The organism is Nocardiopsis dassonvillei, from assembly GCF_964273065.1.
Lineage (GTDB): Bacteria > Actinomycetota > Actinomycetes > Streptosporangiales > Streptosporangiaceae > Nocardiopsis > Nocardiopsis dassonvillei_B.
On record NZ_OZ186815.1, the window covers coordinates 5,395,281 to 5,422,082 of the forward strand.

The 26,802-nt window shown below is 73.0% G+C and carries 23 protein-coding genes and 5 tRNA genes; 13 read left to right on the plus strand and 15 right to left on the minus strand.

The features are described from left to right. Positions 1-283: 283 nt before the first annotated feature. From ACSUPR_RS24155 to ACSUPR_RS24175, 5 genes are all read right to left on the minus strand, one after another. A tRNA-Val gene (locus ACSUPR_RS24155) sits at positions 284-357 on the minus strand. A 19-nt stretch (positions 358-376) separates the two neighbouring features. Beyond that, positions 377-451, minus strand: a tRNA-Cys gene (locus ACSUPR_RS24160). Between the two features lie 51 nt (positions 452-502). Further along, a tRNA-Gly gene (locus ACSUPR_RS24165) sits at positions 503-575 on the minus strand. A gap of 68 nt (positions 576-643) precedes the next feature. Continuing rightward, positions 644-719 (minus strand) — tRNA-Gly (locus ACSUPR_RS24170). Between the two features lie 162 nt (positions 720-881). After that, entirely contained in the window at positions 882-1,313 is a 432-nt protein-coding gene (locus tag ACSUPR_RS24175; protein ID WP_436887012.1) for a roadblock/LC7 domain-containing protein, read from the minus strand. 380 nt (positions 1,314-1,693) lie between these two features. On the opposite strand from ACSUPR_RS24175, the gene ACSUPR_RS24180 reads away from it, so the two are divergent. Further along, on the plus strand, positions 1,694-2,536 hold the full coding sequence (locus ACSUPR_RS24180) for an aminotransferase class IV (RefSeq protein WP_436892125.1): 843 nt from the start codon (positions 1,694-1,696) through the stop codon (positions 2,534-2,536). A gap of 103 nt (positions 2,537-2,639) precedes the next feature. On the opposite strand, the gene ACSUPR_RS24185 is transcribed toward ACSUPR_RS24180, so the two are convergent. Next, on the minus strand, positions 2,640-3,062 hold the full coding sequence (locus tag ACSUPR_RS24185; protein ID WP_436887013.1) for an SsgA family sporulation/cell division regulator: 423 nt from the start codon (positions 3,060-3,062) through the stop codon (positions 2,640-2,642). Positions 3,063-3,546: 484 nt separating this feature from the next. Between ACSUPR_RS24185 and ACSUPR_RS24190 the strand changes: the two genes are divergently transcribed. Further along, positions 3,547-3,620 (plus strand) — tRNA-Val (locus ACSUPR_RS24190). Positions 3,621-4,065: 445 nt separating this feature from the next. On the opposite strand, the gene ACSUPR_RS24195 is transcribed toward ACSUPR_RS24190, so the two are convergent. Next, positions 4,066-4,359, minus strand: a complete 294-nt coding sequence (locus ACSUPR_RS24195) for a PGPGW domain-containing protein (protein WP_436887014.1) — start codon at positions 4,357-4,359, stop codon at positions 4,066-4,068. A 615-nt stretch (positions 4,360-4,974) separates the two neighbouring features. Here ACSUPR_RS24195 and thrS point away from each other — a divergent pair. After that, complete coding sequence (gene thrS, locus ACSUPR_RS24200) at positions 4,975-6,948, plus strand: threonine--tRNA ligase (protein WP_436887015.1); 1,974 nt, start codon at positions 4,975-4,977, stop codon at positions 6,946-6,948. Between the two features lie 71 nt (positions 6,949-7,019). On the opposite strand, the gene ACSUPR_RS24205 is transcribed toward thrS, so the two are convergent. The 5 genes from ACSUPR_RS24205 to ACSUPR_RS24225 form a co-directional block, all read right to left on the minus strand. Next, positions 7,020-7,262 (minus strand): hypothetical protein, encoded by a 243-nt coding sequence (locus tag ACSUPR_RS24205; RefSeq protein WP_436892227.1) that lies wholly within the window; start codon positions 7,260-7,262, stop codon positions 7,020-7,022. 79 nt (positions 7,263-7,341) lie between these two features. After that, positions 7,342-7,989 carry a hypothetical protein gene (locus ACSUPR_RS24210; protein WP_436887016.1) on the minus strand — a complete coding sequence of 216 codons (648 nt, stop codon included), beginning with the start codon at positions 7,987-7,989 and terminating at the stop codon, positions 7,342-7,344. A gap of 349 nt (positions 7,990-8,338) precedes the next feature. Further along, complete coding sequence (locus ACSUPR_RS24215) at positions 8,339-9,496, minus strand: acyl-CoA dehydrogenase family protein (protein ID WP_436887017.1); 1,158 nt, start codon at positions 9,494-9,496, stop codon at positions 8,339-8,341. Beyond that, entirely contained in the window at positions 9,493-11,499 is a 2,007-nt protein-coding gene (locus tag ACSUPR_RS24220; RefSeq protein ID WP_436892126.1) for an acetyl/propionyl/methylcrotonyl-CoA carboxylase subunit alpha, read from the minus strand. Before ACSUPR_RS24220 ends, ACSUPR_RS24215 begins: the two co-directional genes overlap by 4 nt. 58 nt (positions 11,500-11,557) lie before the next feature. Beyond that, the gene (locus tag ACSUPR_RS24225) at positions 11,558-13,183 is read right to left on the minus strand and encodes a carboxyl transferase domain-containing protein (protein ID WP_436887018.1); all 1,626 of its coding nucleotides are present in this window, start codon (positions 13,181-13,183) and stop codon (positions 11,558-11,560) included. Positions 13,184-13,301: 118 nt separating this feature from the next. Here ACSUPR_RS24225 and ACSUPR_RS24230 point away from each other — a divergent pair, with 118 nt between their 5' ends. Both ACSUPR_RS24230 and ACSUPR_RS24235 read left to right on the plus strand, forming a co-directional pair. Beyond that, on the plus strand, positions 13,302-13,925 hold the full coding sequence (locus tag ACSUPR_RS24230) for an SACE_7040 family transcriptional regulator (RefSeq protein ID WP_436887019.1): 624 nt from the start codon (positions 13,302-13,304) through the stop codon (positions 13,923-13,925). Between the two features lie 180 nt (positions 13,926-14,105). Beyond that, positions 14,106-15,479 (plus strand): NAD(P)/FAD-dependent oxidoreductase, encoded by a 1,374-nt coding sequence (locus ACSUPR_RS24235; protein WP_436887020.1) that lies wholly within the window; start codon positions 14,106-14,108, stop codon positions 15,477-15,479. A 54-nt stretch (positions 15,480-15,533) separates the two neighbouring features. Here ACSUPR_RS24235 and ACSUPR_RS24240 read toward each other — a convergent pair whose 3' ends face one another. Next, a complete protein-coding gene (locus tag ACSUPR_RS24240) occupies positions 15,534-15,824 on the minus strand; it encodes a metal-sensitive transcriptional regulator (RefSeq protein WP_436887021.1) in 291 nt (96 codons plus the stop codon). Between the two features lie 278 nt (positions 15,825-16,102). Between ACSUPR_RS24240 and ACSUPR_RS24245 the strand changes: the two genes are divergently transcribed. The 5 genes from ACSUPR_RS24245 to ACSUPR_RS24265 all read left to right on the plus strand — a co-directional run bounded on the left by ACSUPR_RS24245 (position 16,103) and on the right by ACSUPR_RS24265 (position 21,727). Further along, positions 16,103-16,348 carry a DUF2630 family protein gene (locus ACSUPR_RS24245; RefSeq protein ID WP_436887022.1) on the plus strand — a complete coding sequence of 82 codons (246 nt, stop codon included), beginning with the start codon at positions 16,103-16,105 and terminating at the stop codon, positions 16,346-16,348. A 122-nt stretch (positions 16,349-16,470) separates the two neighbouring features. Continuing rightward, positions 16,471-17,136, plus strand: coding sequence for a DUF4126 domain-containing protein (locus ACSUPR_RS24250; RefSeq protein ID WP_436887023.1), 666 nt, complete (start codon positions 16,471-16,473; stop codon positions 17,134-17,136). Positions 17,137-17,187: 51 nt separating this feature from the next. Then, complete coding sequence (locus ACSUPR_RS24255; RefSeq protein WP_436887024.1) at positions 17,188-17,862, plus strand: HAD family hydrolase; 675 nt, start codon at positions 17,188-17,190, stop codon at positions 17,860-17,862. A gap of 282 nt (positions 17,863-18,144) precedes the next feature. Then, positions 18,145-20,187 (plus strand): acetoacetate--CoA ligase, encoded by a 2,043-nt coding sequence (locus ACSUPR_RS24260; RefSeq protein WP_436887025.1) that lies wholly within the window; start codon positions 18,145-18,147, stop codon positions 20,185-20,187. Between the two features lie 280 nt (positions 20,188-20,467). Then, on the plus strand, positions 20,468-21,727 hold the full coding sequence (locus ACSUPR_RS24265; RefSeq protein ID WP_436887026.1) for a heparan-alpha-glucosaminide N-acetyltransferase domain-containing protein: 1,260 nt from the start codon (positions 20,468-20,470) through the stop codon (positions 21,725-21,727). Positions 21,728-21,758: 31 nt separating this feature from the next. On the opposite strand, the gene ACSUPR_RS24270 is transcribed toward ACSUPR_RS24265, so the two are convergent. Then, positions 21,759-22,268 carry a CAP domain-containing protein gene (locus ACSUPR_RS24270; protein ID WP_436887028.1) on the minus strand — a complete coding sequence of 170 codons (510 nt, stop codon included), beginning with the start codon at positions 22,266-22,268 and terminating at the stop codon, positions 21,759-21,761. Positions 22,269-22,416: 148 nt separating this feature from the next. Then, a complete protein-coding gene (locus ACSUPR_RS24275; protein ID WP_436887029.1) occupies positions 22,417-23,100 on the minus strand; it encodes a hypothetical protein in 684 nt (227 codons plus the stop codon). A 355-nt stretch (positions 23,101-23,455) separates the two neighbouring features. Here ACSUPR_RS24275 and deoC point away from each other — a divergent pair, with 355 nt between their 5' ends. The 3 genes from deoC to ACSUPR_RS24290 are packed head-to-tail and all read left to right on the plus strand — an operon-like array spanning position 23,456 to position 26,773. Further along, positions 23,456-24,403: a deoxyribose-phosphate aldolase gene (gene deoC / locus ACSUPR_RS24280; protein ID WP_436887030.1), complete on the plus strand. Its 948-nt coding sequence runs from the start codon at positions 23,456-23,458 to the stop codon at positions 24,401-24,403. A gap of 2 nt (positions 24,404-24,405) precedes the next feature. Further along, entirely contained in the window at positions 24,406-25,836 is a 1,431-nt protein-coding gene (locus ACSUPR_RS24285; RefSeq protein ID WP_436887031.1) for an aldehyde dehydrogenase family protein, read from the plus strand. Next, positions 25,829-26,773, plus strand: coding sequence for an aldehyde dehydrogenase family protein (locus ACSUPR_RS24290; protein WP_436887032.1), 945 nt, complete (start codon positions 25,829-25,831; stop codon positions 26,771-26,773). Before ACSUPR_RS24285 ends, ACSUPR_RS24290 begins: the two co-directional genes overlap by 8 nt. Positions 26,774-26,802 lie beyond the last annotated feature (29 nt).

Consider the following 26,802-nt stretch of genomic DNA (forward strand, 5'->3'; position numbering starts at 1 on the left):
CTCCTGCGATTCACACACACGGGGCGATGACGAATGTCATGTCCGCTCCGGGGGCCGGCCCGCAGCGGCGGCGGACGGCGGGGCCGCGCCCGCCGGACACCGTGGTGCGGTCCGGCCGTCGGGCGCGGCCGCCGTGGATGCGGCCCGACCCGGGTGTGGGCCCTCCTCGGGCGGTCCGCCTTCCGGAGTGCCCTCCGGGGCGCCGCCGGAGCCGACGGTGGGAACGACGAAGGCGGCCCCGCCGGCGCGTTCGACGCGCGGGCAGGGCCGCCTTCTGTTCGTGTGGGCGATACAGGATTCGAACCTGTGACCTCTACCGTGTCAAGGTAGCGCTCTAACCAACTGAGCTAACCGCCCTCATGGGATATGAGGTGCATGGAGGCGGAGACGGGAATCGAACCCGTGTGCAGGGATTTGCAGTCCCTTGCCTCAACCACTCGGCCACTCCGCCTGGAAACGACATGGGGGAATCGCCTTGTGGACACCCATGCGGGCCTCTCCGAGCGGACGACGGGATTCGAACCCGCGACCCTCACCTTGGCAAGGTGATGCTCTACCAGCTGAGCCACGTCCGCGTGTGCTCCGGGACATCCTCCCGGGGCCGACCCCACTCTGCCACCTCGCGGAGGCCGAGTCGAATCGTTGGAGCGGACGACGGGATTCGAACCCGCGACCCTCACCTTGGCAAGGTGATGCTCTACCAGCTGAGCCACGTCCGCGCGGCGAGTTCCGCGGGCCTCCCGTTCATCTCCGGGCCGCCCCCTCGCTGCGTTAAGAACTCTAGCGGATTCCGCGCCGAGCGCGAAATCGGCGGTCCCGGGCGCGGCCGACCCCCAGCCGGGGCAGGGCCGGTGGCCGGCCCGCCGCGGCGGCGGGGACGGTCACTTCTCGACGTGCGCCGGGGTGGAGGGCATGTCGGGCCGGGGCGGTGCGGAGAGGTACTGGCCGACCCTCTCGATCACCTTGTTCATCTCGTAGGCGATCAGGCCCACGTCGCTGTCGGAGTCCGACATCAGTGCCATGCACGCCCCCTCGCCCGCCGCGGCGACGAAGAGGAAGGCCCGGTCCATCTCGATGATGCTCTGCCGGATGCCCCCGGCGGAGAACTGCTTGCTGGCCCCCCCGGCGAGGCTGTGCAGGCCCGAGGCGATCGCCGACAGGTGCTCGGCGGCCGGCCGGTCCAGGCCGCTGGAGGTCGCCATGAGGAGCCCGTCGGTGGACAGAACGATGGCGTGCTGTGTTCCGGAGGCCCGGGTGAGGAGGTCGTCCAGCAGCCAGCTGAGCTCTCCGCGGGCGGTACTCGGTGCTGTCATGTCTCTCTTTGCTCTGTCGAGGCGGGCAGGGGGACCTGCGGAGCCCGTGCGCCGCGGGACGGTCGTCAGAGGGGGAGAGCACGACCGGTCACCGCCGGGTCCCGCATAAGCGTTGCCCAGATGATAGTCATTCGTAACTTATCCTTTCGGCCCTTCCGGCGGCCGGGGACCGGGCCGCCCTTTCCGGGGATGCACCTGACCAGTCACGATGCGATGATGATCGGACCTTGAGAACCGGACCACGGCCGGTGCCGGTCACGGCCCTTGCCAAGCCCGACGGGCTGCGGGTAGGCGCCGGGGCCCGACGGCCGCCCGCGAAGTGGGAGGATCGTGCTGCGGTCCGGTCCGAGCCGGGCAGCCGAGAATCGTGGGGGTTGACAATGAGGGTGTGGATCGCCGGGGCCGGGTACGGCCGCGGCACCGTCGTCGACGCGGCCGAGGCGCGGATCCCGGTGGTCGACCACGGCATCACCGTCGGCGACGGTGTCTTCGAGACGGTCCGGGCGCGGAACGGCCGCCCGTTCGCGCTCACCCGTCACCTGCGCCGCCTGGCCCGCTCCGCCGAGGGGCTGGGCATGGAGACGCCCGACCTCGAACTGGTCGCCGAGGGCGTGGCGCTGGCGGTGGCCGCCAACCCCGAGCTCACCGACGCCCGGGTGCGCATCACCGTCACGGACGGCGCCGGACCGCTGGGCTCCGAGCGTGCCGCCGGCGAGCAGACCATGATCGTGGCCCTGGGCCCCTTCCTGCCGATCGCCCCGCACACCGACGTCGCCGTGGCGCCCTGGCCGCGGAACGAGTTCGGCGCGCTGGCCGGGCTCAAGACCACCTCCTACGCCGACAACGTGCGCGCCCTGGCCCACGCCAAGGCGAGGGGGGCGAGCGAGGCCGTGTTCCGCAACATCTCCGGGAACCTGTGCGAGGGCACCGGCAGCAACGTCTTCGTGGTGCTGGACGGCCGCCTGGTCACCCCTCCGCTGTCCGCGGGCCCGCTGGCGGGCATCACCCGCGAGCTCGTCCTGGAGTGGTACGGGGGCGAGGAGGAGGACGTGCCGATGGAGCGCCTGCCGGAGGTCGACGAGGCGTTCCTGACCTCCACCGGACGCGATGTGCAGCCGATCCTCAAGATCGACGACCTGAGGGTGTCGGAGGCGCCCGGCCCGGTCACGCTGGAGGCGATGAAGGTGTTCGCCGAGCGCTCGGCGGACGACCTGGACCCGTGACGGTCCCGTAGGGCATGGGAAAGGGGACGGCGCCGAGCGCCGTCCCCTTTCCGCTGCGACCGTGCGGTCCCGTGCGCGACCCCGTGTCCGCGGGCCGTCGGCCTCAGGAGGCCAGGTGCTGCTGGATCTCCTCGTCGAGGTCGACGAACTGGGCCTCCTGCCCGGCCGGGACGATCTCGTAGGTCCGGTGGAGGAATTCGGCCAGCGGCGACACCTGGGTGTCGAACTCGGCCTGGCCGAAGGGGGAGGAGAGCGCGATGCAGACGTTGCGGTCGCCGTTCTCGTCCTTGGAGGGCCACACGCGCACGTCGCCCTCGCCGACCGGGCGGACGATGCCCACGGTCAGGAGCTCACGGGCGAAGATCCACTCGACGGGGTCGTCCTCGCCGGTGTGGAACGCCACGCGGATCGCGTACGGGTCGTTCGCGCTGTAGTCGAGCCGAGCGACCAGGGGAACCGCGGTGCGCTCGGGAACCACGAGCCGAAGGCCCAGCTCGGCGGTGGCAGTGGTGTCGCTACTGTTCATGTTCGCCAAACCTTTTCTCGTCCGGCCCTCGCCTGCGGCGGTGCGGGTCGGTGCCGTCTCACTCGCTCCAACGGGGTCGCTCGCGGACTATGACGTGAGTACGGAGACTTTCTTCGATCGGATCGGAGGTCTCGCCGCCCGCCCTGCGGGCACGGCGCGCCGCGGGGCGGCTCCGCGATCCTTCGTCACTGTAATGACCAGGAGAAACCAAAGATTTCCCAATGTCGGGTGGCCCACGTCACGAAAACCGCGCTATGCGGGGTCGCGCCGGGGGGCGGCGTGGACGGGAACTCCTTCTAGCTGTGGGGATGCATGCCCGACGGGTGACTCTGCCATGAACCCGACGGTAGCGTAATGTGACCTCAGTCACACATGGGTTCCAGGGGTCGGCCGGAGGTGGAGCGAACACCCTCCGGGATGCGCTAGAGTTTTCCTTGTCCGAACGACAGGGAGGACACCGAAACGGCGGGTCACCGCGGTTCTCGGGCGATTAGCTCAGTTGGTTAGAGCGCATCGTTCACACCGATGAGGTCACAGGTTCGAGTCCTGTATCGCCCACTCCACTCCGGAACGACCCGGCGAGGCGGCCGAAGGCCCCCGAGCAGGGTCGTTTCTTCGTTCCCTCCGGGGACGACCACCGGGCCCCGGTGCGGGGCTTCGCCCCACGGGTCGTGGTCGGTCCGCCCGGAGCCCACTCCACTTCGAGACGACCCCGTGCGGAAGCCTCCGCCCTCCGGGCGGGGCCGCCTTCGTCGTTCCCGCCGGGGGAGGCGCCCGGGGCCCCTGAGCACCCCCCTGCGGCGCGGTCGCGCGCACAGGGTGCCCCGGAGGGGGTCCCGCCACGTGTGTGCGGGCCTCGCCCGCGTGCGGGGCCCGCCGACAGGGCCGGCGCCCCCGGAGGGGCCGGGGCGTGCGGTGCTCCGTCCCCGCGTGTTCGTTCACCCCGGGGCGCGGCCGGCCCTGGCCGGGGCATGGACCTTCCCGTTCCCGCCCGGGCCCGCCCTCACTCGGGGGAGAGGCGCTTGCGGCGCAGGGCCCGCCGGGTGCGGAAGCGCTCCAGCAGTCTGGCGCGCATCCGCATGCCCAGCCTCTCCGCCCGGTGGAACCAGATCCGCGCCGGGCGCAGTACCCGTCGTACCCACGCGAACTCGGTGCTGAGGACCACCAGGCCGAGGATGACCGCCGCGACCCCCGGTCCGGGGGCCACCATCATCAGCAGCCCGGCCAGGATGATCAGGGTGCCCACCGTGCCCACGAGGATGCGCCAGGGCAGGTGCAGCACCGGGTGGGTGTGCATGCGCCTGCGGAAGAGGCGGAGGCGGGCCCTCGTGCGCCGCCACATGCGGGCGCGGCGGCTGCTGAGGAGCGGACTGGGGGATGTCTCCGGGGTCGATGGGCCGTTCGGCGGGCTCGGTGACATGCGCTCACGGTATTCGGTCGAAGCGAGTGGGTGCATTCGGGTCGACTGGGGACGGTGGTCGGATGTCTGCTGATTGTCACCGATCCCGGTGAGGGGATCAATGGCCCTTGGCGAACCTGTGGACGGCTCGCCGAAAACATGACAATTCATGACAGATTCGTCTTGTTCATGTGCGCCTCCCCGGGCTGGCCTGGGCGGTCGGACCGGTGGGGGCACGGTTGCGGAAGCCGCAGATGCCGCCGGAGCCGAGTCCGAATCACGTGATCTGAGAGGCAACGATCGTGCCGGCGGTCCGGTTCCCGTCCCTTCGGCGTTCCTTTCGGGAGGCGTCGCGCATACGGCGTATACCCCCCCGTGGAACGGTGTTCCGGCACCGTCGGCCGCGGGGCGGCCGCGGTCCGGAGCCGATAGCATCGTTCGCAGACTCGGCGCCGCCCCCGACGGACGCGGCGACCGGCGTCACCACCTGTTCGCGTCTTACGAGGAGTCACCGTGTCCGCCGCGCCCGAGCTGCACATCACCATCGCCGGAACACCGCGTGTGGTGGCGGCCACCACTACGGCGGGGCAGGCGCTGGAGGCGGACGGCCGGACCGTCATCGCCGCGCTGGTCAACGGCGAGCCGCGGGACCTGTTCCGCGAGCTGCACGACGGTGACGCCGTCGAGCCGATCACCGTCGACTCCGAGCAGGGGCGGGCGATCCTGCGCCACTCCACCGCGCACATCCTCGCCCAGGCCGTCCAGGAGCTGTTCCCCGAGGCGAAGCTGGGCATCGGGCCGCCCGTCGAGAACGGCTTCTACTACGACTTCGACGTCGCCGAACCCTTCACCCCGGCCGATCTCAAGAGCATCGAGAAGAAGATGCAGCAGATCATCAAGCAGGGGCAGCGTTTCGACCGCCGGGTCGTCACCGACGAGGACGCCCGCGCCGAGCTGGCCACCGAGCCCTACAAGCTGGAGCTGATCGGCCTCAAGGGCGGCGCGGCCGAGGCCGCCGAGGGCGCCTCCGCCGAGGTCGGCGCCGGTGAGCTGACCATCTACGACAACATCGACCCGCGCAGCGGCGAGCAGTGCTGGAAGGACCTGTGCCGGGGTCCGCACCTGCCCACCACCCGGGTCGTCCCCGCGTTCAAGCTCATGCGCACCGCGGCCGCCTACTGGCGCGGCAAGGAGACCAACCCGCAGCTGCAGCGGATCTACGGCACCGCCTGGGAGAGCAAGGACGCCCTCAAGGCGTACCTGACCTTCCTGGAGGAGGCCGAGAAGCGCGACCACCGCAAGCTCGGCGCCGAGCTGGACCTGTTCTCCATCCCGGACGAGATCGGCTCGGGGCTGGCGGTCTTCCACCCCCGGGGCGGCGTCATCCGCCGGGTCATGGAGGACTACTCGCGCCGGCGCCACGAGGAGAGCGGCTACCAGTTCGTCTACACCCCGCACGCCACCAAGGGCGCCCTGTTCGAGAAGTCGGGGCACCTGGACTGGTACGCGGACGGCATGTACCCCCCCATGCAGCTCGACGGCGGCCAGGACTACTACCTCAAGCCGATGAACTGCCCGATGCACAACCTGGTCTTCGACGCGCGCGGGCGCTCCTACCGCGAGCTGCCGCTGCGCCTGTTCGAGTTCGGCACCGTGTACCGGTACGAGAAGTCCGGCGTGGTGCACGGCCTCACCCGCGCCCGCGGCTTCACCCAGGACGACGCGCACATCTACTGCACCAAGGAGCAGATGGCGGACGAGCTCGACTCGCTGCTGACCTTCGTGCTCGACCTGCTGCGCGACTACGGGCTCAACGACTTCTACCTGGAGCTGTCCACCAAGGACCCGGAGAAGTCCATCGGCTCCGACGAGGTCTGGGAGGAGGCCACCGAGACCCTGCGCCAGGCCGCCCAGAAGCAGGGGCTCGAGCTGGTCATGGACCCGGGCGGCGCCGCCTTCTACGGTCCCAAGATCTCCGTCCAGGCCAAGGACGCCATCGGCCGCACCTGGCAGATGTCCACCATCCAGGTGGACTTCAACCTGCCCGAGCGGTTCGACCTGGAGTACACCGCCGCCGACGGCTCCCGTCAGCGCCCGGTGATGATCCACCGCGCCCTGTTCGGTTCCATCGAGCGCTTCTTCGCCGTCCTGCTGGAGCACTACGCGGGCGCCTTCCCGGCCTGGCTGGCGCCGGTTCAGGCGGTCGGCATCCCGATCGCCGACGAGCACGTGCCCTACCTCCAGGAGATCGCGGCCAAGCTGCGGGCCGAGGGCATCCGGGTGGAGGTCGACGCCGGGGACGACCGCATGCAGAAGAAGATCCGCAACGCCCAGAAGCAGAAGGTGCCCTTCATGCTGCTGGCCGGCGACGAGGACATCAGCAAGGGCGCGGTCTCCTTCCGCTACCGCGACGGCTCCCAGAACAACGGGGTGCCGGTGGACGAGGCGGTGGCCGAGATCGTCGCCGCCGTCCGCGAGCGCCGCTGAGTCCGCTCCGCAACGCGCGAAGAGCGCCCGTCCGGTCCGCCGGGCGGGCGCTCTTCGGGTCGCGGGCCGCGTCAGTCGTCGTCGCGGAACAGGTCCGCGCGGGAGATGCGCGCGGTGGAGTTCGGGTCGGGGCTCTCCTCGTCGCGGAACAGCTCTGCGCGGGAGATGCGCGCGGTGGAGTTCGGGTCGGGTGCCTCCTCGTCGCGGAAGAGGTCGGCGCGGGAGATCCGGGCCGTCGAGTTGGGGTCGGGTGCCTCCTCGTCGCGGAACAGGTCCGCGCGGGAGATGCGCGCCGTCGAGTTGGGGTCGCTCAAGACGGATGTCACTCCTTGCTGCGTTGGGGCAAGCCGGATTCTAGCGCTCCCCCGGCGGCGCGAGCGGTGTACGGCCGGGTCAGGAGCCGGTGTGCGTCCCCCAGGCCTGCGCGGGGACGCGGTCGATGAGGTCGATGAGGTAGTCGGCCGCGGTGAGCGCCCGGTCCGGGTCCAGCCGCAGGACGGCCCAGGTGAGCACGTGCTCACCGGTGAAGCGGACCGGGAAGGAGCGCGAGCGGGGGTCGGCCAGCAGCCACTCCACCGTCTCCGGGCCCAGCGCCGCGCGGGCGAACCCGTCGCCCCCGGACACGTGGAAGGCCCGCTCCAGGTCGGTCCCGGCAGCGGTGGCCGCCGCGTCGTCGCGGCGGCGGATCTCCAGGTCGGTGTCGGTGCCGGGGGTGCGCACGGCCACCACCCGGTAGGTGTGCACGGCCTCGTCCGCGCCGCGGGCGGCCGGACGGGGGGTGTGCTCGAAGAAGACGACGCGGTGGCCGCCGTGCCGTCCGGCGAGCACGTGCCGGAAGCGCGGTGAGCGGCCGCCCAGCGGGCGCGGGAGCGCGGCGTCGCCCAGCGGGGCGGGGTGGTGTTCGGCGTAGGTCCATCCGTGTGTGCGCGCCCAACTGCGGAGTTCGACGACGCGTTCCTTGCGAAAGTGCGCGGAGACCGCGACCGCGCCGGCCGCCACCACGACGACGACCAGGGCGAGGACGGGCAGGGCGCCTTCCATCCGGTGACTCCTCCGGCCGGGGATATGAGGGGCCGTGGACCCGTGGCGGGGCCGCTGCGTGGGCGGACCGGGTCGCGGGGTCCCGAACGCAGGGGACCCGCACTGGCCGTACGAAGTCCATTCTGTGCCGATTGTGGGGACTTGTCACCCCTGGCGTTCACCGAACCGGGACAGGGGCCGGTCCCGGCCACCGACGGCGGCGGGATCCGTCCGGGACCGGGCGGGAGTGCGGAGTGCGGAGTGCGGCGAGGGGCCCGGGGCGCCCGGAGGGCCGGAACGCTGGCCTCCGGGCGGGCGGGTCGGAGGGGCCCGGGCGCGTCCGACCCGCGCCCGGGCCCCTCCGCGCGCCTCAGGCCGGAAGGCCCAGTTCGCGGGCGATGAGCATCTTCTGGACCTCGCTGGTGCCCTCGCCGATCTCCAGGATCTTGGCGTCCCGGTAGAAGCGGCCCACCGCGTAGTCGTTCATGAACCCGTACCCGCCGAACACCTGCGTGGCGTCGCGGGCGTTGTCCATGGCCGCGTTGGAGGCCACCAGCTTGGCGATCGCCGCCTCCTTCTTGAACGGCTCGCCCGCCAGCATCCGCGAGGCGGCGTCGTAGTACGCCAGCCGGGCGGTGTGCGCGCGGGCCTCCATCTCGGCGATCTTGAACTGGATCGCCTGGTAGTGGCCGATGGCGTTGCCGAACGCCCTGCGCTCGTGGGCGTAGCGGACGCTCTCGTCCACGCAGCCCTGGGCCAGGCCCACCGACAGTGCCGCGATGGCGATGCGGCCCTCGTCGAGGATGCGCAGGAACTGGGCGTACCCGCGGCCGCGCTCGCCCACCAGGTTCCCCTCGGGCACCCGGCAGTCCTCGAACACCAGCTCGTTGGTGTCGGAGGCGTTCCACCCCACCTTGGAGTACTTCTGCCCGACCGAGAACCCGGGCGTCCCCGCGGGCACCAGGATGGAGGAGATCTCCGGCCGGCCGTCCTCCCGCCGACCGGTGACGGCCGTGACGGTGACCAGCGCGGTGATGTCGGTCCCGGAGTTGGTGATGAACGACTTGGTCCCGTTGATCACCCACTGCCCGTCCTCCAGCCGGGCGGTGGTGCGGGTGGCACCCGCGTCGGAGCCGCCGTCGGGCTCGGTCAGCCCGAACGCGCCCAGCGCCTCACCCGAGGTCAGCCGGGGCAGATAGGCCTTCTTCTGCTCCTCGGTGCCGAACCGGTACAGCGGCATCGCGCCCAGCGACACCCCCGCCTCCAGGGTGATGGCCACCGAGGAGTCCACCCGGGCCAGCTCCTCCAGGGCCAGGCACAGGGCGAAGTAGTCGCCGCCCATGCCGCCGTGCTCCTCGGGGAAGGGCAGGCCGAACAGGCCCATCCGCCCCATCTTGGCGATGACCTCGTAGGGGAAGGTCCCGTTCTCGTAGTGCTCGCCGATGACCGGGGCGACCTCGGTCCGGGCGAACTCCTCCACGGCGGCCCGCAGGTCGGCGTGCTCGGTCGACAGCTGGTGGCGGTTCAACGCTGGTTCTCCTCGCTGATGGCGGGGTCGGACGGGTCCCCGGGGGTGTCCGGGGACCCGGTGGGCTCGACGACGACCAGGACGGCGTCCATCGGGACGGACGCGCCGGGCCGGACCGCGACGCGGGCCACGGTGCCGTCGACGGGTGAGGTGACGGAGTGCTCCATCTTCATGGCCTCGACGACGGCCAGAGCCTGACCGGCGGTGACCGCGTCGCCGACCGCCACCGGCACGGCGAGCACCGTGCCGGGCATCGGGCTGCGCACGGTGCCGTCGGCAGCGGCCTCGTCGCTGCGCAGCGCGGCGTCGACGGGCTCCTCGTGCAGGGTCCAGGCGGTGCCGTCGGCGCCCAGCCACCGGTGGGCGGTGGCGGGGTCGGCGGCCCGCAGGTAGGTGCGGGTGCGGCCCGCGTAGGACACGGTGAGCCGGTCGCCGTCGCGGCGGGCGCGGGCGTCCACCGGGTCGGCGCCGCCCACGGCAACCGAGAACCCGGTGCCGGTGCGGCGCACCCGCACGAGGACGGGGTCGCCGCCGGGGGCGCGCAGCCGCCACGGCGTCCACGCGGGCCCGCCGACCCGCCACCCGTCGGGGACGGCGAAGCGGTCGGCGGTGGGCGCCGGCGGCTCCAGGTCCAGCATGTGGTCCAGGGCGGCGGCCGCGTACACCCGGTCCGGGACTTCCCCGGGCGCGGCCTCGGGCGGGGTGGACTCGATGAGGTCGGTGCTCAGGTCGCCCGCGGCCACCCGGGGGTGGCGCAGCAGGCGGCGCAGGAACGCCGTGTTGGTGACGCAGCCCAGCAGCAGGTACCCGGCCAGCGCGTCGTCGGCGCGGCGCAGCGCCGACGCCCGGTCCGGCCCCCACACGATCACCTTGGCGAGCATGGGGTCGAACGACGAGGTCACCTCGTTCCCGGCGGCGATGCCCGAGTCCACCCGCACCCCCTCGCCGGAGGGTTCGGCCAGGGCCAGCACCGGGCCGCCGCTGGGCAGGAACCCGCGGTCGGCGTCCTCGGCGTAGACCCGGGCCTCCACCGAGTGCCCGACCCAGGACACGTCGTCCTGGCCGAACGGCAGCGGCGCCCCCATCGCCACCCGTACCTGGAGTTCGACCAGGTCCAGGCCGCGCTCGCCGCGGACCGCGACGACCTCCTCGGTGACCGGGTGCTCCACCTGGAGCCGGGTGTTCATCTCCAGGAACGAGAACGACAGCCCGCCGTCCCCGTCCGCCTCGGCGATGAACTCGACGGTGCCCGCCCCCACGTACCCGCAGGAGCGGGCGGCGGCCACCGCGGCCCCGCCCATGGCGGCCCGCTGGCCGTCGGTGAGCAGCGGCGAGGGTGCCTCCTCGATCACCTTCTGGTGGCGGCGCTGGAGGCTGCACTCTCGTTCGCCCAGGTGGAGCACGTTGCCGTGGGAGTCCGCCAGGACCTGCACCTCGATGTGCCGGGGGCGCTGCACCAGGCGCTCCACCAGAAGGGTGGAGTCGCCGAACGACGCCAGGGCCTCGCGGCGGGCGGCCGCCGCGGCGGCGGGCAGTTCCTCGGGGGAGTGGACGGCGCGCATGCCCTTGCCGCCGCCTCCGGCGGAGGGCTTGATGAGCAGCGGGTAACCGGTGGCGGCGGCCCGCTCCAGCAGCGCCTCGTCGGACAGCGGGGCCCCGGGCTCCTCGGTGAAGCCGCCCAGCACGGGCACCCCGGCGGCGGCCACCGTCTCCTTGGCGCGGATCTTGTCGCCCATCGCGTCGATGGCGGCGGGCGGCGGGCCGATGAACACCAGTCCGGCGTCGGCGCAGGCACGGGCGAACGCGGCGTTCTCCGACAGGAAGCCGTAACCGGGGTGGACCAGGCCCGCCCCGGCCTCCGCGGCCGCGGCGACGATGGCGTCGGAGTCCAGGTAGGAGGGCACGCGCACGGCCAGGTCGGCGGCCCGCACGTGCGGGGACCCGGCGTCGGCGTCGGTGTGCACCGCCACCGCCCCCAGGCCCATCCGGCGCAGGGTGCGCATCACCCGCAGGGCGATCTCACCCCGGTTGGCGACGAGTACGGTCGTGGTCAAGGGTTCCTCACATCCGGAAGACGCCGTAGCCCACGGGCTCCAGCGGGGCGTGGCGGGCGGCGGACAGGGCCATGGCGAGCACGTCCCGGGTGTCGGCGGGGTCGATGACCCCGTCGTCCCACAGCCGGGCGGTGGAGTAGTAGGGGCTGCCCTGCTCCTCGTAGGTCTCCCGGATGGGGGCCTTGAACTCCTCCTCGGCCTCGGCCGACCACTCCTGGCCGCGCGCGCTCATCTGGTCGCGGCGGACGGTCGACAGCACCGAGGCGGCCTGCTCGCCGCCCATGACGGAGATGCGGGCGTTGGGCCACATCCACAGGAACCGGGGGGAGTAGGCCCGGCCGCACATGGAGTAGTTGCCCGCACCGAACGAGCCGCCGATGACGACCGTGAACTTGGGGACGCGGGCGCAGGCCACCGCGGTGACCATCTTGGCGCCGTGCTTGGCGATGCCCCCGGCCTCGTAGTCGCGGCCCACCATGAACCCGGAGATGTTCTGCAGGAACACCAGCGGAATGCTGCGCCGGTCGCACAGCTCGATGAAGTGGGCGCCCTTGAGCGCCGACTCGGCGAACAGGATGCCGTTGTTGGCGATGATGCCCACCGGGTGCCCGTGGATGTGCGCGAACCCGGTGACGAGGGTGGTCCCGTACTCGGCCTTGAACTCGGTGAACTCGCTGCCGTCGACGACGCGGCCGATCACCTCGCGCACGTCGTAGGGGGTGCGGGTGTCGGCGGGCACCACCCCGTACAGCTCCTGCGGGTCCAGGGCCGGCGGGCGCGGCTCGCGGGTCTCCCAGGCGGGCGCACCCGGGGGGCCGAAGGTGTCGGCGATGCGCCGCACGATGGACAGCGCGTGGGCGTCGTCGTCGGCCAGGTGGTCGGTCACCCCCGACACCCGAGAGTGCAGGTCGCCGCCGCCCAGCTCCTCCGCGGTGACGACCTCGCCGGTGGCGGCCTTCACCAGCGGCGGGCCGCCCAGGAAGATGGTGCCCTGGTCGCGGACGATGACGGCCTCGTCGCTCATCGCCGGGACGTATGCGCCCCCGGCGGTGCAGGAGCCCAGGACCGCGGCGATCTGCGGGATGCCCAGCCGCGACATGGTGGCCTGGTTGTAGAAGATCCGCCCGAAGTGCTCGCGGTCGGGGAACACCTCGTCCTGCATGGGCAGGAAGGCGCCGCCGGAGTCGGCCAGGTACACGCACGGCAGCCGGTTCTGGAGGGCGACCTCCTGGGCGCGCAGGTGCTTCTTGACGGTCATGGGGTAGTAGCTGCCGCCCTTGACGGTGGCGTCGTTGGCGACGACCACGGTCGGACGCCCGGCCACCCGGCCCACCCCGGCGATCATCCCGGCTCCGGGGGCGTCCTGCCCGTCGGCCCCGTACAGCCCGTAGGCGGCCAGGGGCGCGATCTCCAGGAAGGGGGAGCCGGGGTCCAGCAGGTGGTCGACGCGGTCGCGCGGCAGCAGCTTGCCGCGTTCGACGTGGCGGACGCGGGACTTCTCGGGGCCGCCCAGGGCCGCGGTGGCGATCCGCTCGCGCAGCTCCGAGGCGAGGGCGCGGTTCGCCGCGTCGTTGGCGGCGAACGCGGGCCCGGCGGTGTCCACCGCCGAGCCGAGTACGGATGCCCTGCTCATGCTGTCCTCTCGTGGAGGTGTTAATGGTCACTAACATTCGTGATGTTAGTGACCATTAACATGGGTGTCCACAGTTCGGCGGGAAGAACCGCAGGGCGGGCAGGGGAACGGAGCGGGCATGGGGTCCAGAGCGACGGGCGAGCGCCGCGCCGCGCTCCTGGGCGCGGCGGCGGAGCTGTTCGCCGAGCGCGGCTACCGGAGCGTGCTCATCGACGACATCGGCCGGGCCGTCGGTACCACCGGTCCCGCCCTGTACCGCCACTTCTCCGGCAAGCAGGCGCTGCTCGGCGCGATCCTGGTCGACGTCAGCGAGCGCCTGTCCCGCCGCGGGCGGGAGCTGGTCGCCGCCGCGCCCGGCCCCGAGGAGGCGCTGGCCGCCCTGCTGCGCGGGCACATCGCGTTCGCCCTGGACGAGCCCGCCCTGATCACCGTGCACGACCGGGAGCTGCACCACCTCACCGAGGAGGACCGCCGCCGGGTGCGCCGCCTCCAGCGCGGCTACGTCGAGGAGTGGGTGGGCGTGCTCTCCCAGATGCGCCCGCACACCCCGGCGCCCGTGCTGCGGGCGGCGGTCCACGCCGTGTTCGGCCTGCTCAACTCCACCCCGCACAGCCGTGGTGAGCTGCCCCGCACGCATATGGCCGAACTCCTGCTGGGCATGGGCACCGCCGCGCTGACGGGCCCCGGTGCCGTTCCGCCCGGCCCTGCCGCCGACGGCTCCCCGGCCGGCCGCGGCCGCTGACCGCGTTCCCCCCTCCCTCTCCGCCCCGGCCCCCTCCAGGGGCGAAGGCCGACAAAAAGGTCACCAAGAGGTGGGCACGGTCCGGCCCTGCGGCTTCGGGGCGCCCGGGTGCGGCTCTACATTCGGCCGTATCGGGTAGGGCCGCCTCTGACGGCGACCGACACGGAGAAGGAGCAACATATGGCTCGGCCTCGGATCGTGGTGGTCGGCGCGGGATTCGGCGGTATCCACGCCCTGCGCCGCCTGGAACGCCGGATTCCGGCGGGGGCGGCGGACATCGCGCTGATCGCGCCCCACGACTACATGCTCTACAGTCCGCTGCTGCCCCAGGTGGCCTCCGGGCTGCTCACACCGCAGTCGGTGGCGATGTCCGTGCACCGGCTGACCCGCGAGACCCGCCTCATCCCCGGCCACGCGGTCGGGGTCGACACCGACGACCGCGTCGTCGTGGTGTGCCGCCCCACCGGCGAGCTGATACCGGTCCGCTACGACCGCCTGGTGCTGGCCCCCGGCGGTCTCACCCGGGCCTTCGACATTCCCGGCCTGACCGAGCACGCCTACGGCGCCAAGACCCTGGCGGAGGCGGTCCTGCTGCGCGACCACGTGCTCGCCCAGCTGGAGCTGGCCAACGACAGCAACGACCCGGCCGAGCGGGAGGAGCGCTGCCGGTTCGTCGTGGTCGGCGGCGGCTACACGGGGGTGGAGACCGCGGCGTCGCTGATGCGCCTGTGCGAGGAGGCCGCCAAGCGCTACCCCGAGCTGCGCTCGGTGATCCGCTGGCACCTGGTGGACATCGCGCCCAAGGTGCTGCCCGAACTCGGGGACCGCCTGGGGCGCAAGGCCCTGGACCTGCTTCGCCACCTGGGCATCGAGGTCAAGCTCAAGGTGTCGGTGCGCGAGGTCACCGCCGACAAGGTGGTGCTCACCGACGGTCGGGCGCTGCCCTGCCGCACCCTGATCTGGACGGCGGGCGTGACCCCCAGTCCGCTCATGGGGACGTTGGGCAGGCCCACGCAGCGGGGCCGCCTGGAGGTGGAGGCCGACCTGCGGGTGCCGGGCGTGCCGGAGGTGTTCGCCCTGGGCGACGCCGCGGCGGTGCCCGACCTGTCCGGGGACTCGCCCTACTGCCCGCCCACGGCCCAGTACGCGACCCGCCAGGCGGTGACGGCCGCGGACAACGTGGTGGCCTCGATCCTGGGAAGGCCGCTCCGGGAGTTCCGCCACCGGGACCTGGGACTGGTGGTGGACCTGAGCGGCAGGGACGCGCTGGCCCGGGTGATGGACCTGGAACTGACCGGCCTCCCGGCGCTGGGCGCCACCCGCGGCTACCACCTGATGGCGGTGCCCTCGCCCAACGCACGGGCGCGGATCCTGGCCAACTGGGGCATCCGCGCCCTCATCGGGGGGGACGTGTCCCGGATGGGCTTCGCCGACGACGGGCGGCCGTCCTCGTTCGTGGCCAACGAGGCCGTCGACTACCTCGACGCGGAGTCGGCGGGACGCGAGGGGGCCCGGCTGCTGGAGAACCTCAGGGCCCGCTACGGCGAGGCCTGAGGGGAGGGACGGGGGCGGCGGAGGCCGCCCCCGGAACGACTCGGGGCGGCGGGGTCAGGAGCGGACCAGCCGGGCGATGGCCTCGGACGCCTCCTTGACCTTGGCGTCGGCCTCCTCGCCGCCGTGGGCGACGGCGTCGGCCACACAGTGCTTGAGGTGCTCGTCCAGCATGGCCAGGGCGAAGGAGCGCAGGGCGCTGTTCACGGCCGAGGTCTGGGTGAGGATGTCGATGCAGTACTGGTCGTCCTCGACCATGCGCTGCAGGCCGCGGATCTGTCCCTCGATGCGGCGGAGTCGGTTGATGTGGCTCTGCTTGTCATTGCTGTAACCGTGGGTCGCAGCCATGGTCCCGCTTCCGTGTCGTTCCTGCTCAGATGCCATGAACAATACCCCCTCGAGGTATTGAACGGTCCGGCTCCGCGGAGCATTCCGCCGCCGGGGCCCTTAGAAGGAGTTTCCCAGACGAACGGGGCGTAGGGTGTGCCGCGTCCTGTGCCGGCCCCGGGCCGCCCGCCGCCGGCGCGGCCGTCGCGCCACCGGCCGCCCGTAAACGTCGGTACTGATCTGGGCAAGCCCGGAGTGGGGGGCTTGCCCCCGTCCCGGGCCCGCTCCACCATGTCCCTATGGACCAAAGCGCGGACAACGACATTCTGGCCACCATCAAGGGTCTGATGGACGAGGAGCACGCCCTGCGCGCCACCCCGGGCGGGCTGTCCGACCAGGAGCGCGGCCGTATGAAGCAGGTCGAGCAGGCCCTCGACCAGTGCTGGGACCTGCTGCGACAGCGGCGTGCCCGCGAGGAGCACGGGCAGGACCCCGACGGCGCCCAGGCCCGACCGGTCTCCGAGGTCGAGAACTACCGGCAGTGACCCGCCGCCGCCCGCAACCACGGGGGCCCGGGCGGCATCAACCAGGGTGAACCGGCGCGGTCCGGTCACCGGCCCCCACGCCGCCGGACCGGACCCGCGCCCCGGATCCGGAAAGGCCCCTCTTGCTCACTGCACTCACCGGCATCGGCCTGTCGACCGCGGCGGGACTCAACGCCTACATCCCCCTGCTGCTGGTGGGCCTCATCGCCCGCTTCACCGACCTGCTGGTGCTGGGCGACTCCTGGACCTGGCTGGAGCACCCGGTCACCCTCGTCCTGCTGGCCGTGCTGCTGGTGGTCGAGTTCCTCGCCGACAAGTTCCCGGCGGTCGACAGCGTCAACGACGTGGTCCAGACCGTCGTGCGGCCCACCTCGGGCGGCATCGTCTTCGGTGCCGGGGCCTCCGCGGTGGAACTCTCCGAGATCACCGGCGCCGCCTCCGGGGCGGCGGCCGGGGACGGGGCCCCGTGGGGGCCGATCGTGGCGGGCGTGGCCATCGCGCTGGTGTTCCACCTGCTCAAGTCCCTGGGCAGGCTGGCGGCGAACTCGGTCACCGCGGGCTGTGCCGCCCCGTTCGTCTCCTTTCTCGAGGACGTCGTCAGCTTCCTCACCTCGATCACCGCGATCCTGCTGCCGGTCCTCATCCTGCTGGTGGTCCCGGTGCTGGCCGCGGCGGGCGCGCTGATGGTACGCCGCAGCCGACGCCTGCGCGCCGAGCGCGCCGCGGACGCCGCGGACGCCGCGCGCGCAGCGGACGCCGCGGGCGACGGTCCGGGGGCGCCCGCCTGAGCCGCCGGCGGGGCCCGCGCCGGCCGGTCAGGGCCGCGTAAAGTGCAGGTGATGACTGAACTGACATTCCATCCGAACGACATCACCCACATCGTCTGGGACTGGAACGGCACCCTCCTGGACGACAACCACGCCAACCTCTCAGCGGTCAACGCCGTCTGCGCGGTGTACGGCCGCGAACCGGTCGAGATCGACCACTGGCGGAGCATCTTCCGGCGCCCCCTGATCCCCCTCTACGAGGAGCTGCTGGGCCGCCCGCTCACCACGGGCGAGTGGGCGCGCCTGGAGAAGATCTACGACGAGGACTACCTGCGCCACCTGCCCTCCTGCCGGCTGGCGCAGGACGTCCCGGACCTGCTGCTCGACTGGGCGGGGACCGGCCGCACCCAGTCGCTGCTGTCGATGGCCTCGCACGACCACGTGGTCCCGCTCATCGCCGAGCGCGGCCTGGCCGCGCACTTCACCCGGGTCGACGGGCGCAGGTACGACACCGAGGTCGACTCCAAGGCCGAGCACCTGGTCCACCACCTGGAGGCCCAGGGCGTCGACCCGGCCGGCGTCGTTCTCATCGGCGACATCGACGACGACGCCCGTGCGGCCCGCGCGGCCGGGGCGCACTCGATCCTGGTGTCCACCGGCCTGATGGCGCCCGAGCGGCTGGCCGCCACCGGCAGCCCGGTGGTCGAGTCCCCGGCGGCCGCGGTCCGCGCCCTGTGCGGTCGGTGAGCCCCGGTTCCGGGCCCCGGCCCGCGGCCGACCGAAAGGACCCATGACCGGTCCTCCCGGTCGGCCGCGCGGCTCCGGCGGGAGCTGTCAATGGTGTCCCCCCACCCCCGGCGGGCGCCGGACAGTGGTTCCTCCACAGGCCCTGTGAACACGGTGTGACCTGCGCGCTTCCCACCGCCACCCGCCCTTCCCTCCGGGGAGCCCGGGGGGTGGCCCCCGTCATGGTGTGCTGTTAGATGTACCTCACAGCAACACACAGCCACGCGAATGGAAGGCGGGCCAATGACGGAGAGCAGCGTGCCCCGTGTGCTCTGGCGACCCGACGAGGAGACGGTGGCGTCCTCCAACATCGTCGCGTTCGCCCGGTGGGTGGCCGAGCACAAGGGCGCCGGGCCCTTCGGGACCGACGGCGACTTCGACTACGACGCCCTGTGGCGCTGGTCGGTCACCGACGTCGACGGTTTCTGGGACGCGATCCGCGAGTACTACGGCGTCCGCTTCGACACCCCCGCCGAGGGCGTCCTGGCCGAGGACGTCATGCCCGGTGCCCGCTGGTTCCCCGGCGCCACCCTCAACTACGCCCGGCACCTGTTCGAGGGCCGCGACCCCGACCGGGTCGCGATCCGCCACGCCACCGAGCTGCGCCCCCTGGCCGAGTGGACCTGGGGGGAGCTGCGCGCCCGCACCGCCGCGATCGCCGCCGGGCTGCGGGAGCGGGGTGTGGGCCCCGGCGACCGCGTCGTCGCCTACCTGCCCAACCTGCCCGAGACCGTAGCCGCGTTCCTCGCCGTCGCCTCCCTGGGCGCGATCTGGTCCTCCTGCTCGCCGGACTTCGGGGTGCGCAGCGTCATCGACCGCTTCGCCCAGATCGAGCCCAAGGTCCTGCTGGCCGTCGACGGCTACCGCTACGGCGGCAGGGACTTCGACCGCCGCCCCGTCGTCGAGGAACTGCGCGCCGCCCTGCCCACCGTCGAGCACACCGTCCTGCTCGACTACCTGGAGCCCGGGGCCGAGCCGGTCGAGGGCACCCTGGCCTGGTCGGACCTGGAGGCCTCCGGGGCGGGCACCGAACCGGAGTTCACCCCCGTCGCCTTCGACCACCCCCTGTGGGTCCTCTACTCCTCCGGCACCACCGGCCTGCCCAAGGCGATCGTCCAGGGCCACGGCGGCATCCTCCTGGAACAGCTCAAGAACCTCCACCTGCACCTGGACGCGCAGGAGGACGACCGGGTCCTCTGGTTCACCACCACCGGCTGGATGATGTGGAACTTCCTGGTCAGCGTCCTGCTGACCCCGGCGTCCATCGTCCTCTACGACGGATCCCCCGCCCACCCGACGCCCTCGTCGCCCTCCGCCCCCGGCGGACGGCCCCCGGCCGCGGTCCCCCCGGCCCCGGACCTGGGCTCCCTGTGGGACCTGGCCGCCGAGGCCGGGGTCACCGTGTTCGGCACCAGCGCCGGGTTCCTCTCCTCCTGCATGAAGGACGGGGTCCACCCCCGGCGCGGCCGCGACCTCTCCCGCCTCAAGGCCGTCGGCTCCACCGGCTCCCCGCTCAGCCCGGAGGCGTTCTCCTGGGTCTACGAGGAGTTCGGCGACGACCTGTGGCTGTTCTCCACCAGCGGCGGCACCGACGTGTGCAGCTGCCTGGTCGGCGGCACCCCCACCCTGCCGGTCTACGAGGGCGAGATCCAGTCCCGGGCCCTGGGCATGGCCGTCGCCTCCTGGGACCCCGACGGCAAGGAGCTGGTCGGCGAGGTCGGCGAACTCGTCGTCACCCGCCCGGCCCCGTCCATGCCCGTCTTCTTCTGGGGGGACGAGGACGGCGAGCGCCTGCGCGACAGCTACTTCTCCATGTACCCGGGCGTCTGGCGGCACGGCGACTGGATCGAGATCACCGAGCGCGGCACCGCGATCATCTACGGCCGCTCGGACTCCACCATCAACCGCGGCGGCGTCCGCATGGGCACCAGCGAGATCTACCGGGCGGTCCTGGCCCTGGACGGGATCACCGACGCCCTGGTCGTGGACGTGCCGCGCGGCGACGGCTCCTCCCGCATCGAGCTGTTCACCGTCCTGCGCGAGGGCACCGAGCTCGACGACGCCCTCGTCAAGGAGATCGCCCGGCGCATCCGCACCGACTGCTCGCCCCGCCACGTGCCCGACCGGGTACGGGCCGTCCCCGCGGTGCCGCGCACCCTCTCCGGCAAGATCCTGGAGGTCCCGGTCAAGCGCATCCTCATGGGCCAGGCCCCCGACAAGGTCGCCAGCCGCGACTCCCTGGCCGACCCCGAGGCGCTGGACCACTTCGGCACCCTCGTCGACTGACCGCGCGGGTCCCCGGGCGGGAACGCCCGGGGACCCGCCGGCCGGCCCTGGGCCCGGTGCGGCACAGGCGGAGCGCAGAGCCGAAGAGCCCGGAGGTGCGCAACGCGTTCGCCCTGTTCTCCGTGTCCTCCGGGGAACGGAGAGGGGAAGGGGCGAATCCCCGGAGCTTTGGGGAACCCTCCGAGGATCCGCTCCGGGCCGGTGAAGTGGCCGGACCCGGCCACAGGGGGCGGACGGCCGCGATTGTGGCCCCGCCTCCGACAGGCATAGCCTGACCCGCGTGGCACAGAAGCGACCAGACGACACCACCGCACCGGTCCCCGGTCCGGCCCCCGCCAAGACCCGGATCGACGGTGTCGACGCGGCACGGGCCCTGGCCGTGTTCGGCATGTTCATCGTCCACCTGGGGGTGGACTCCATGGGCGTGCTCTCCCCGGAGAACTACGCCTGGGACCTGCACGGCCTCGTACGGGGCAACTCGTCGGCGCTCTTCGCCTTCCTCGCCGGGGTCTCCCTGGCGATGACGACCGGCCGCACCCGGCCGCTCTCGGGGGAGCCGCTGTTCCGGTCCGTGGTGCGGATCGTCACCCGGGCGGTGCTCATCGCCCTGCTCGGCCTGATCCTGGACATGATGGCCGTCCCGGTCGCCATCATCCTCACCTACTACGGCGGCTTCTTCCTGCTCTCCCTGCCGCTGGTCAGACTCCGCCGGGGGACGCTGTGGGCGGTCGCCGGGGCGCTGGCCGTCGTCGGCCCGCCGCTGTCGTTCCTCATCCGCGAGGCCTTCTACTCCCCGCCGGTGCCGCGCACCGGGGCGGTCACCTCGTTCTCCGAGTTCTTCCTCACCGGCTACTACCCGGCCGTCACCTTCATGGTCTACGTGATCGCGGGGATGGCGGTGGGCCGCCTGGACCTCACCGCGAACGCCGTGCGCCTGCGCCTGCTCGCCGGCGGGGCCGCGGCCGCGGCCTGCGGCCACCTGGGATCGTGGATCGCCCTGGGCCCGCTGGGCGGGACGGAGCGGCTGATGGAGGTACGCGCCCCCGTCCTGGTCGGGGAACCGCTCTCCTCCGCGACCGACCCGGGGACCCTGGAGGAGCTGCGCTACCTCGTCAACGACGAGGCCGAGTCGATCTCGGGCCAGGTGCCCACCGACTCGTGGTGGTGGCTGGCCGTCAACACCCCGCACACCGGGACCACCTTCGAGATCCTGGAGGCGGTCGGCCAGGGGCTGGTGGTGCTGGTCCTGTGCATGTGGCTGTGCGACCGCGCGCGCCTGGTCATGTACCCGCTGACCTCGGTGGGACGCATGCCGCTGACCGTCTACACCGGACACCTGCTGGCGATCGCGCTGATCGTCTCGGCCGCCGGGTACGAGTTCCAGACCCCGTGGCTGCTGGAGAAGTTCATCCTGTGGTCGCTGGTCCTGGCCACCCTGTGGCGGCTGGTCGTGGGCCGCGGGCCCGCCGAGATCGTCCTCGGCGAGGCCGCGGACGGGGCCGTCCGCGTCGTGGACTCCCTGCGCGCCGAACGGAGGTAGGGGCGCGGCCCCGGCCCGCGCCGGCGCCCCGTCACGGAGCCTCCTCCGGGCGCCCGAACACCGCCACCCACAGCGGCCTGCCGCGACCGTCGACGGCGTACCCGACGCCGATCGAGGCGAGGTCGCCGGCGAGCATGTCGCGCCGGTGCCCCTCGCTGTCCATCCACGCCCGCACCACCCGTTCCGGAGTGCCGTGGCCCGCGGCCAGGTTCTCGCCGCCGAAGGCGGTGTGCCCGTGGCGCCGGGTCCGCGCGGCGGCGCTCTCCCCCTCGGGGGTGGCGTGGGAGAAGTAGCCGCGGTCGGCCATGTCGCGGGCGTGTTCCACGGCGGCCGCGGTGAGGCGCTCGTCCCCGCGCAGGCCGCCGCCTCCCAGGGCGGTGCGCTCTTCACCGACGAGGGCGGCCAGGGCGGCCGCCGGGTCCGCGGCGGCGGAGTACGGGGGCGGCGCCGCGTTCTCCGCCCCGTCCGCGGGGGCCGGGAGCGCCGCCGGGGACAGCGCCAGGACGAGGGCGGGCAGGACGGCGAGGGGCCGTACGGCCATGGGGGCGTCTCCTCGGGGTCACAGGAGGCGGGAGGGGAGCGGTGCCCGGGACGGAGCGCCCCTGTGTGCGGCTCCGCGCCGGTACCGCCGGTCTTCTACCCCGCGCCGCCGCGCCGTACGCCTCCGGCGCGCCCCGGGACGGGGGCGGCTACCGCTTCGGGCGGTGGATGGTGGACGAGGTCCGGTCCCGGTGGGCCAGGGTGTCGGAGCCGGTGCGCGCGTTCTGCCGGATGAGTCTGCGGGCGTCGTCGGCCGCCGACCGTGCCGCCGCCGGGCTGGCCACCGGCCCCAGGGCGGGCCCGGCGTCCTCGGGCAGGCCGATGTCCACGGGCAGCCCCGCCCTGCCGATCACCCGCAGCTGGGCCCCCTCCTGGGAGCGTGAGGGGCGGATGTCCCCGTCCGGGGTGCGCCAGGCGCGCAGCCGGACCAGCAGCCAGTCGCCGCCCCGGTGCTCGGGGCCGCGCGGCCACGGCTCGCCGTCGGGCCGGTGCCCCAGGGCGTGCAGGACGTCCTCGGTGGTCCACCCGGCGGAGAACAGCCGGGCCGCCTCCGTGCGCAGCAGCGCGAAGTCCACCCCCCGCAGGGCCGGGTCCTCGGCGTGGATCATCTCGCAGGCCCGGTGCACGTCGCGCGGGGTGTGCAGGGGACGGGTCCGCAGGTCCGGCTCCGGGCGGCGCAGCAGGGCGTCGTCGACGGTGACGATGACCTCGCCGCGCCGGTTGTCCCAGATGCCCACGTCCTCGCGCGCCCACCCCTGGGACTCCGCCAACGCCGTCGCCAGCCTGCGCAGGTCGACCTGCTCGTCATCACTGCTGATCCGGAACTCCGCCATGGGAGAAGGGTACGCACCCGCGGCACCCGGGCGCCCTCGCGGGCGCGCGGGACAAGGACGCAGAGGGCGAGTCCGGTCTAGACCGCGATCGGCCCTCCTGTGGCCCGGGGCATGCCCCGGAACGCCTTTTCCGGGGGTTTCCGCCGGGGAATTGGAGGAAAGGACCATACTCCGCTCGAGCTCCGGTTGGACTCTCCTCCAACCTTGGGCGGTGCGCCGCCGAGGGGTACCGGCGGTCCGGCCCCCCGGGGTTATGGTGACCACCTGACGGCCCGGAGGGGGTCACCGACCCCGCCCGCGCCACCCCCGCCGACCACGGCGGAGGAGCCCGTCCCATCGTTCGACCGAGCTGTAGGTGCCCGTGTCCCACACCGCATCCGCGCCCGAGGCGATGACCGACCGCGCGCTCCGGGCGTTCCTGCACGGACTCCCGGGCGTCGACGAGGTCGGCGCCCGAGCCCGCGCCCAGGACCTGTCCACCCGGTCCATCAAGACCACCGCCAAGGCCCAGGCCATCGACCTGGCCATCTCCATGGTCGACCTGACCACCCTGGAGGGGGCCGACACACCCGGCAAGGTGCGCTCCCTGTGCGCCAAGGCCGCCCTGCCCGACCCCGCCGACCGCACCGTTCCGCACGTGGGCGCCGTCTGCGTCTACCCCGACATGGTCTCCACCGCGGTCGGGGCGCTGCGCGGCACCGGCATCGGCGTCGCCTCCGTCGCCACCGCCTTCCCGGCCGGGCGCGCGCCCCTGGAGGTCAAGCTCGCCGACACCGCCCGCGCGGTGGCCGACGGCGCGAGCGAGATCGACATGGTCATCGACCGCGGCGCCTTCCTGTCCGGCGACTACCTGAAGGTGTACGAGGAGATCGGGGCCGTCAAGGAGACCTGCGGCGACGCCCACCTCAAGGTCATCCTGGAGACCGGCGAACTGGTCACCTACGACAACGTGCGCCGCGCCTCGCACCTGGCGATGCGCGCGGGCGCCGACTTCATCAAGACGTCCACCGGCAAGGTCTCCCCGGCGGCCACCCTGCCCGTCGTCCTGGTCATGCTGGAGGCGGTGCGCGACCACCGCGCCGAGACCGGCCGCTACGTGGGCGTCAAACCGGCGGGCGGCATCCGCACCACCAAGGACGCCATCCGCAACCTGGTCCTGGTCAACGAGACCGCCGGACCCGCCTGGCTCACCCCGGACCTGTTCCGGATCGGCGCCTCCAGCCTGCTCAACGACCTGCTCATGCAGCGCACCAGGCTGACCACCGGCACCTACCCGGGCCCCGACTACTACACGCTGGACTAGCCGTGATCTTCGAGTACGCGCCCGCACCGGAGTCCCGCTCCGTCGTCACCCTGCGCGAGTCCTACGGGCTCTTCATCGACGGGGAGTTCGCCCCCGCCGCCGCCGGCGGGGACCTGACCAGCCTCAACCCCGCCGACGAGACCGAGCTCGCCCGGGTCGCCGTCGCCGGCCCCGAGGACGTGGACCGGGCGGTCGCCGCCGCCCGCCGCGCCCAGGAGACGGTGTGGGGCCGCATGTCCGGGGCCGAGCGGGGCAAGTACCTGTTCCGCATCGCCCGCATCGTCCAGGAGCGCTCGCGCGAGCTGGCGGTGCTGGAGTCCCTGGACAACGGCAAGCCCATCAAGGAGACCCGCGACGTCGACCTGCCGCTGGTCGCCGCCCACTTCTTCTACTACGCGGGCTGGGCCGACAAGCTCGCCCACGCCGGGCTGGGCCCCGACCCCCGGCCGCTGGGCGTGGCCGCCCAGGTCATCCCGTGGAACTTCCCGCTGCTCATGCTGGCGTGGAAGATCGCCCCGGCGCTGGCCACCGGCAACACCGTCGTCCTCAAGCCCGCCGAGACCACCCCGCTGACCGCGCTGGTCTTCGCGGAGATCTGCCAGGAGGCCGACCTGCCCCCGGGCGTGGTCAACATCCTCACCGGCGCCGGGGACACCGGCCGCGCCCTGGTCGAGCACCCCGGCGTGGACAAGGTCGCCTTCACCGGGTCCACCGAGGTCGGACGGCAGATCGCCCGGTCCGTAGCGGGCACCGGCAAGCGCCTCACCCTGGAGCTGGGCGGCAAGGGCGCCAACATCGTCTACGAGGACGCCGCCATCGACCAGGCCGTCGAGGGCATCGTCTCGGGCATCTTCTTCAACCAGGGCCACGTGTGCTGCGCCGGGTCCCGGCTGCTGGTGCAGGAGTCGGTCCTGGACGAGGTGCTGCCCCGGCTCAAGGAGCGCGTCGCCAGGCTGCGGCTCGGCGACCCGCTGGACAAGAACACCGACCTGGGCGCCATCAACTCCGCCGCCCAGCTGGAGCGCATCCGCGAACTGGCCGACAGCGGCCAGGCCGAGGGCGCCGAGCGCTGGTCGCCCGCCTGCGAGCTCCCCGAGAGCGGCTACTGGTTCGCGCCCACCATCTTCACCGGCGTGTCCCAGGCCCACCGGGTGGCCCGGGAGGAGATCTTCGGCCCCGTCCTGTCGGTGCTGACCTTCCGCACCCCCGAGGAGGCGGTGGCCAAGGCCAACAACACCCCCTACGGGCTGTCGGCCGGGGTGTGGACCGAGAAGGGCTCCCGCATGCTGTGGACCGCCGAGCGGCTGCGCGCCGGCGTCGTGTGGTCCAACACGTTCAACAAGTTCGACCCGACCAGCCCCTTCGGCGGCTACAAGGAGTCGGGCTACGGCCGCGAGGGCGGGCGTCACGGATTGGAGGCCTACGTTGGCTGAGCGACGCGGCGGCAGGAAGGCCGACAGGGGCGCGGACAGGGCGGCCGGGGCGCCCGCCCCGCCCGCGCGCCTGGCGGTCCGCAAGACCTACAAGCTCTACCTGGGCGGGGCCTTCCCCCGCTCCGAGTCGGGCAGGAGCTATCCCGTGACCTCGAACGACGGAACGCACCTGGCCAACGCCTCGCTGGCCTCGCGCAAGGATGCCCGGGACGCGGTCGCCGCCGCGCGCAGGGCGTTCGCCCCCTGGGCCGGCCGCACCGCCTACAACCGGGGCCAGATCCTCTACCGGGTCGCCGAGGTGCTGGAGGGGCGGCGCGACCAGTTCGCCGCCCAGGCCGTCGCCGCCCAGGGGCTGTCGAAGGCCCGGGCCGAGGAGGTCGTCTCCGCCGCCATCGACCGCTGGGTGTACTACGCCGGGTGGACCGACAAGGTCGCCCAGGTCGTGGGCGGGGCCAACCCCGTCTCGGGCCCCTACTACAACCACTCGGCCCCCGAGCCGACCGGCGTGGTCGCGGTGTTCGCCCCGCAGGACGCCCCGCTGCTCGGCCTCACCTCGGTGGTCGCCCCGGTCATCGCCACCGGCAACACCGCCGTGGTCGTGGCCTCCGAGACCGCGCCGCTGGCCGCCGTGGACCTGGCCGAGGTACTGGCCACCTCCGACCTGCCCGGCGGGGTGGTCAACCTGCTCACCGGCCGGGTGCCCGAACTGGGCCCCCACCTGGCGTCGCACGCCGACGTCAACGCCCTGGACCTGGCCGGTGCGGGGGAGGACGCCGTCGCCTTCGAGGAGGCCGCCGCGCAGACCCTCACCCGGGTCGTGCGCCCCGGAACCGGCGCCGGCTCCGGCGAGGAGGCCTGGCTCGACCCCGACCCCGGCACATCCCGGATGACCCCGTTCCTGGAGACCAAGACCGTCTGGCACCCCGTCGGCGTCTGAGGCGACCGGGCTCCTCCCCGTTTTCCACA

Excerpts from the sequence above, each read along its gene's own strand:
- ACSUPR_RS24260 (WP_436887025.1), top strand. The coding sequence starts at position 18,145 with ATGACGGAGAGCAGCGTGCCCCGTGTGCTCTGGCGACCCGACGAGGAG.
- ACSUPR_RS24245 (WP_436887022.1), top strand. The coding sequence starts at position 16,103 with ATGGACCAAAGCGCGGACAACGACATTCTGGCCACCATCAAGGGTCTG.
- ACSUPR_RS24225 (WP_436887018.1), bottom strand. The coding sequence starts at position 13,183 with ATGAGCAGGGCATCCGTACTCGGCTCGGCGGTGGACACCGCCGGGCCC.
- ACSUPR_RS24185 (WP_436887013.1), bottom strand. The coding sequence starts at position 3,062 with ATGAACAGTAGCGACACCACTGCCACCGCCGAGCTGGGCCTTCGGCTC.
- ACSUPR_RS24275 (WP_436887029.1), bottom strand. The coding sequence starts at position 23,100 with ATGGCGGAGTTCCGGATCAGCAGTGATGACGAGCAGGTCGACCTGCGC.
- ACSUPR_RS24240 (WP_436887021.1), bottom strand. The coding sequence starts at position 15,824 with ATGGCTGCGACCCACGGTTACAGCAATGACAAGCAGAGCCACATCAAC.
- ACSUPR_RS24195 (WP_436887014.1), bottom strand. The coding sequence starts at position 4,359 with ATGCACACCCACCCGGTGCTGCACCTGCCCTGGCGCATCCTCGTGGGC.
- ACSUPR_RS24255 (WP_436887024.1), top strand. The coding sequence starts at position 17,188 with ATGACTGAACTGACATTCCATCCGAACGACATCACCCACATCGTCTGG.
- ACSUPR_RS24235 (WP_436887020.1), top strand. The coding sequence starts at position 14,106 with ATGGCTCGGCCTCGGATCGTGGTGGTCGGCGCGGGATTCGGCGGTATC.
- ACSUPR_RS24175 (WP_436887012.1), bottom strand. The coding sequence starts at position 1,313 with ATGACAGCACCGAGTACCGCCCGCGGAGAGCTCAGCTGGCTGCTGGAC.
- ACSUPR_RS24220 (WP_436892126.1), bottom strand. The coding sequence starts at position 11,499 with ATGCGCACCCTGCGCCGGATGGGCCTGGGGGCGGTGGCGGTGCACACC.
- ACSUPR_RS24230 (WP_436887019.1), top strand. The coding sequence starts at position 13,302 with ATGGGGTCCAGAGCGACGGGCGAGCGCCGCGCCGCGCTCCTGGGCGCG.
- ACSUPR_RS24180 (WP_436892125.1), top strand. The coding sequence starts at position 1,694 with ATGAGGGTGTGGATCGCCGGGGCCGGGTACGGCCGCGGCACCGTCGTC.
- ACSUPR_RS24210 (WP_436887016.1), bottom strand. The coding sequence starts at position 7,989 with ATGGAAGGCGCCCTGCCCGTCCTCGCCCTGGTCGTCGTCGTGGTGGCG.
- ACSUPR_RS24270 (WP_436887028.1), bottom strand. The coding sequence starts at position 22,268 with ATGGCCGTACGGCCCCTCGCCGTCCTGCCCGCCCTCGTCCTGGCGCTG.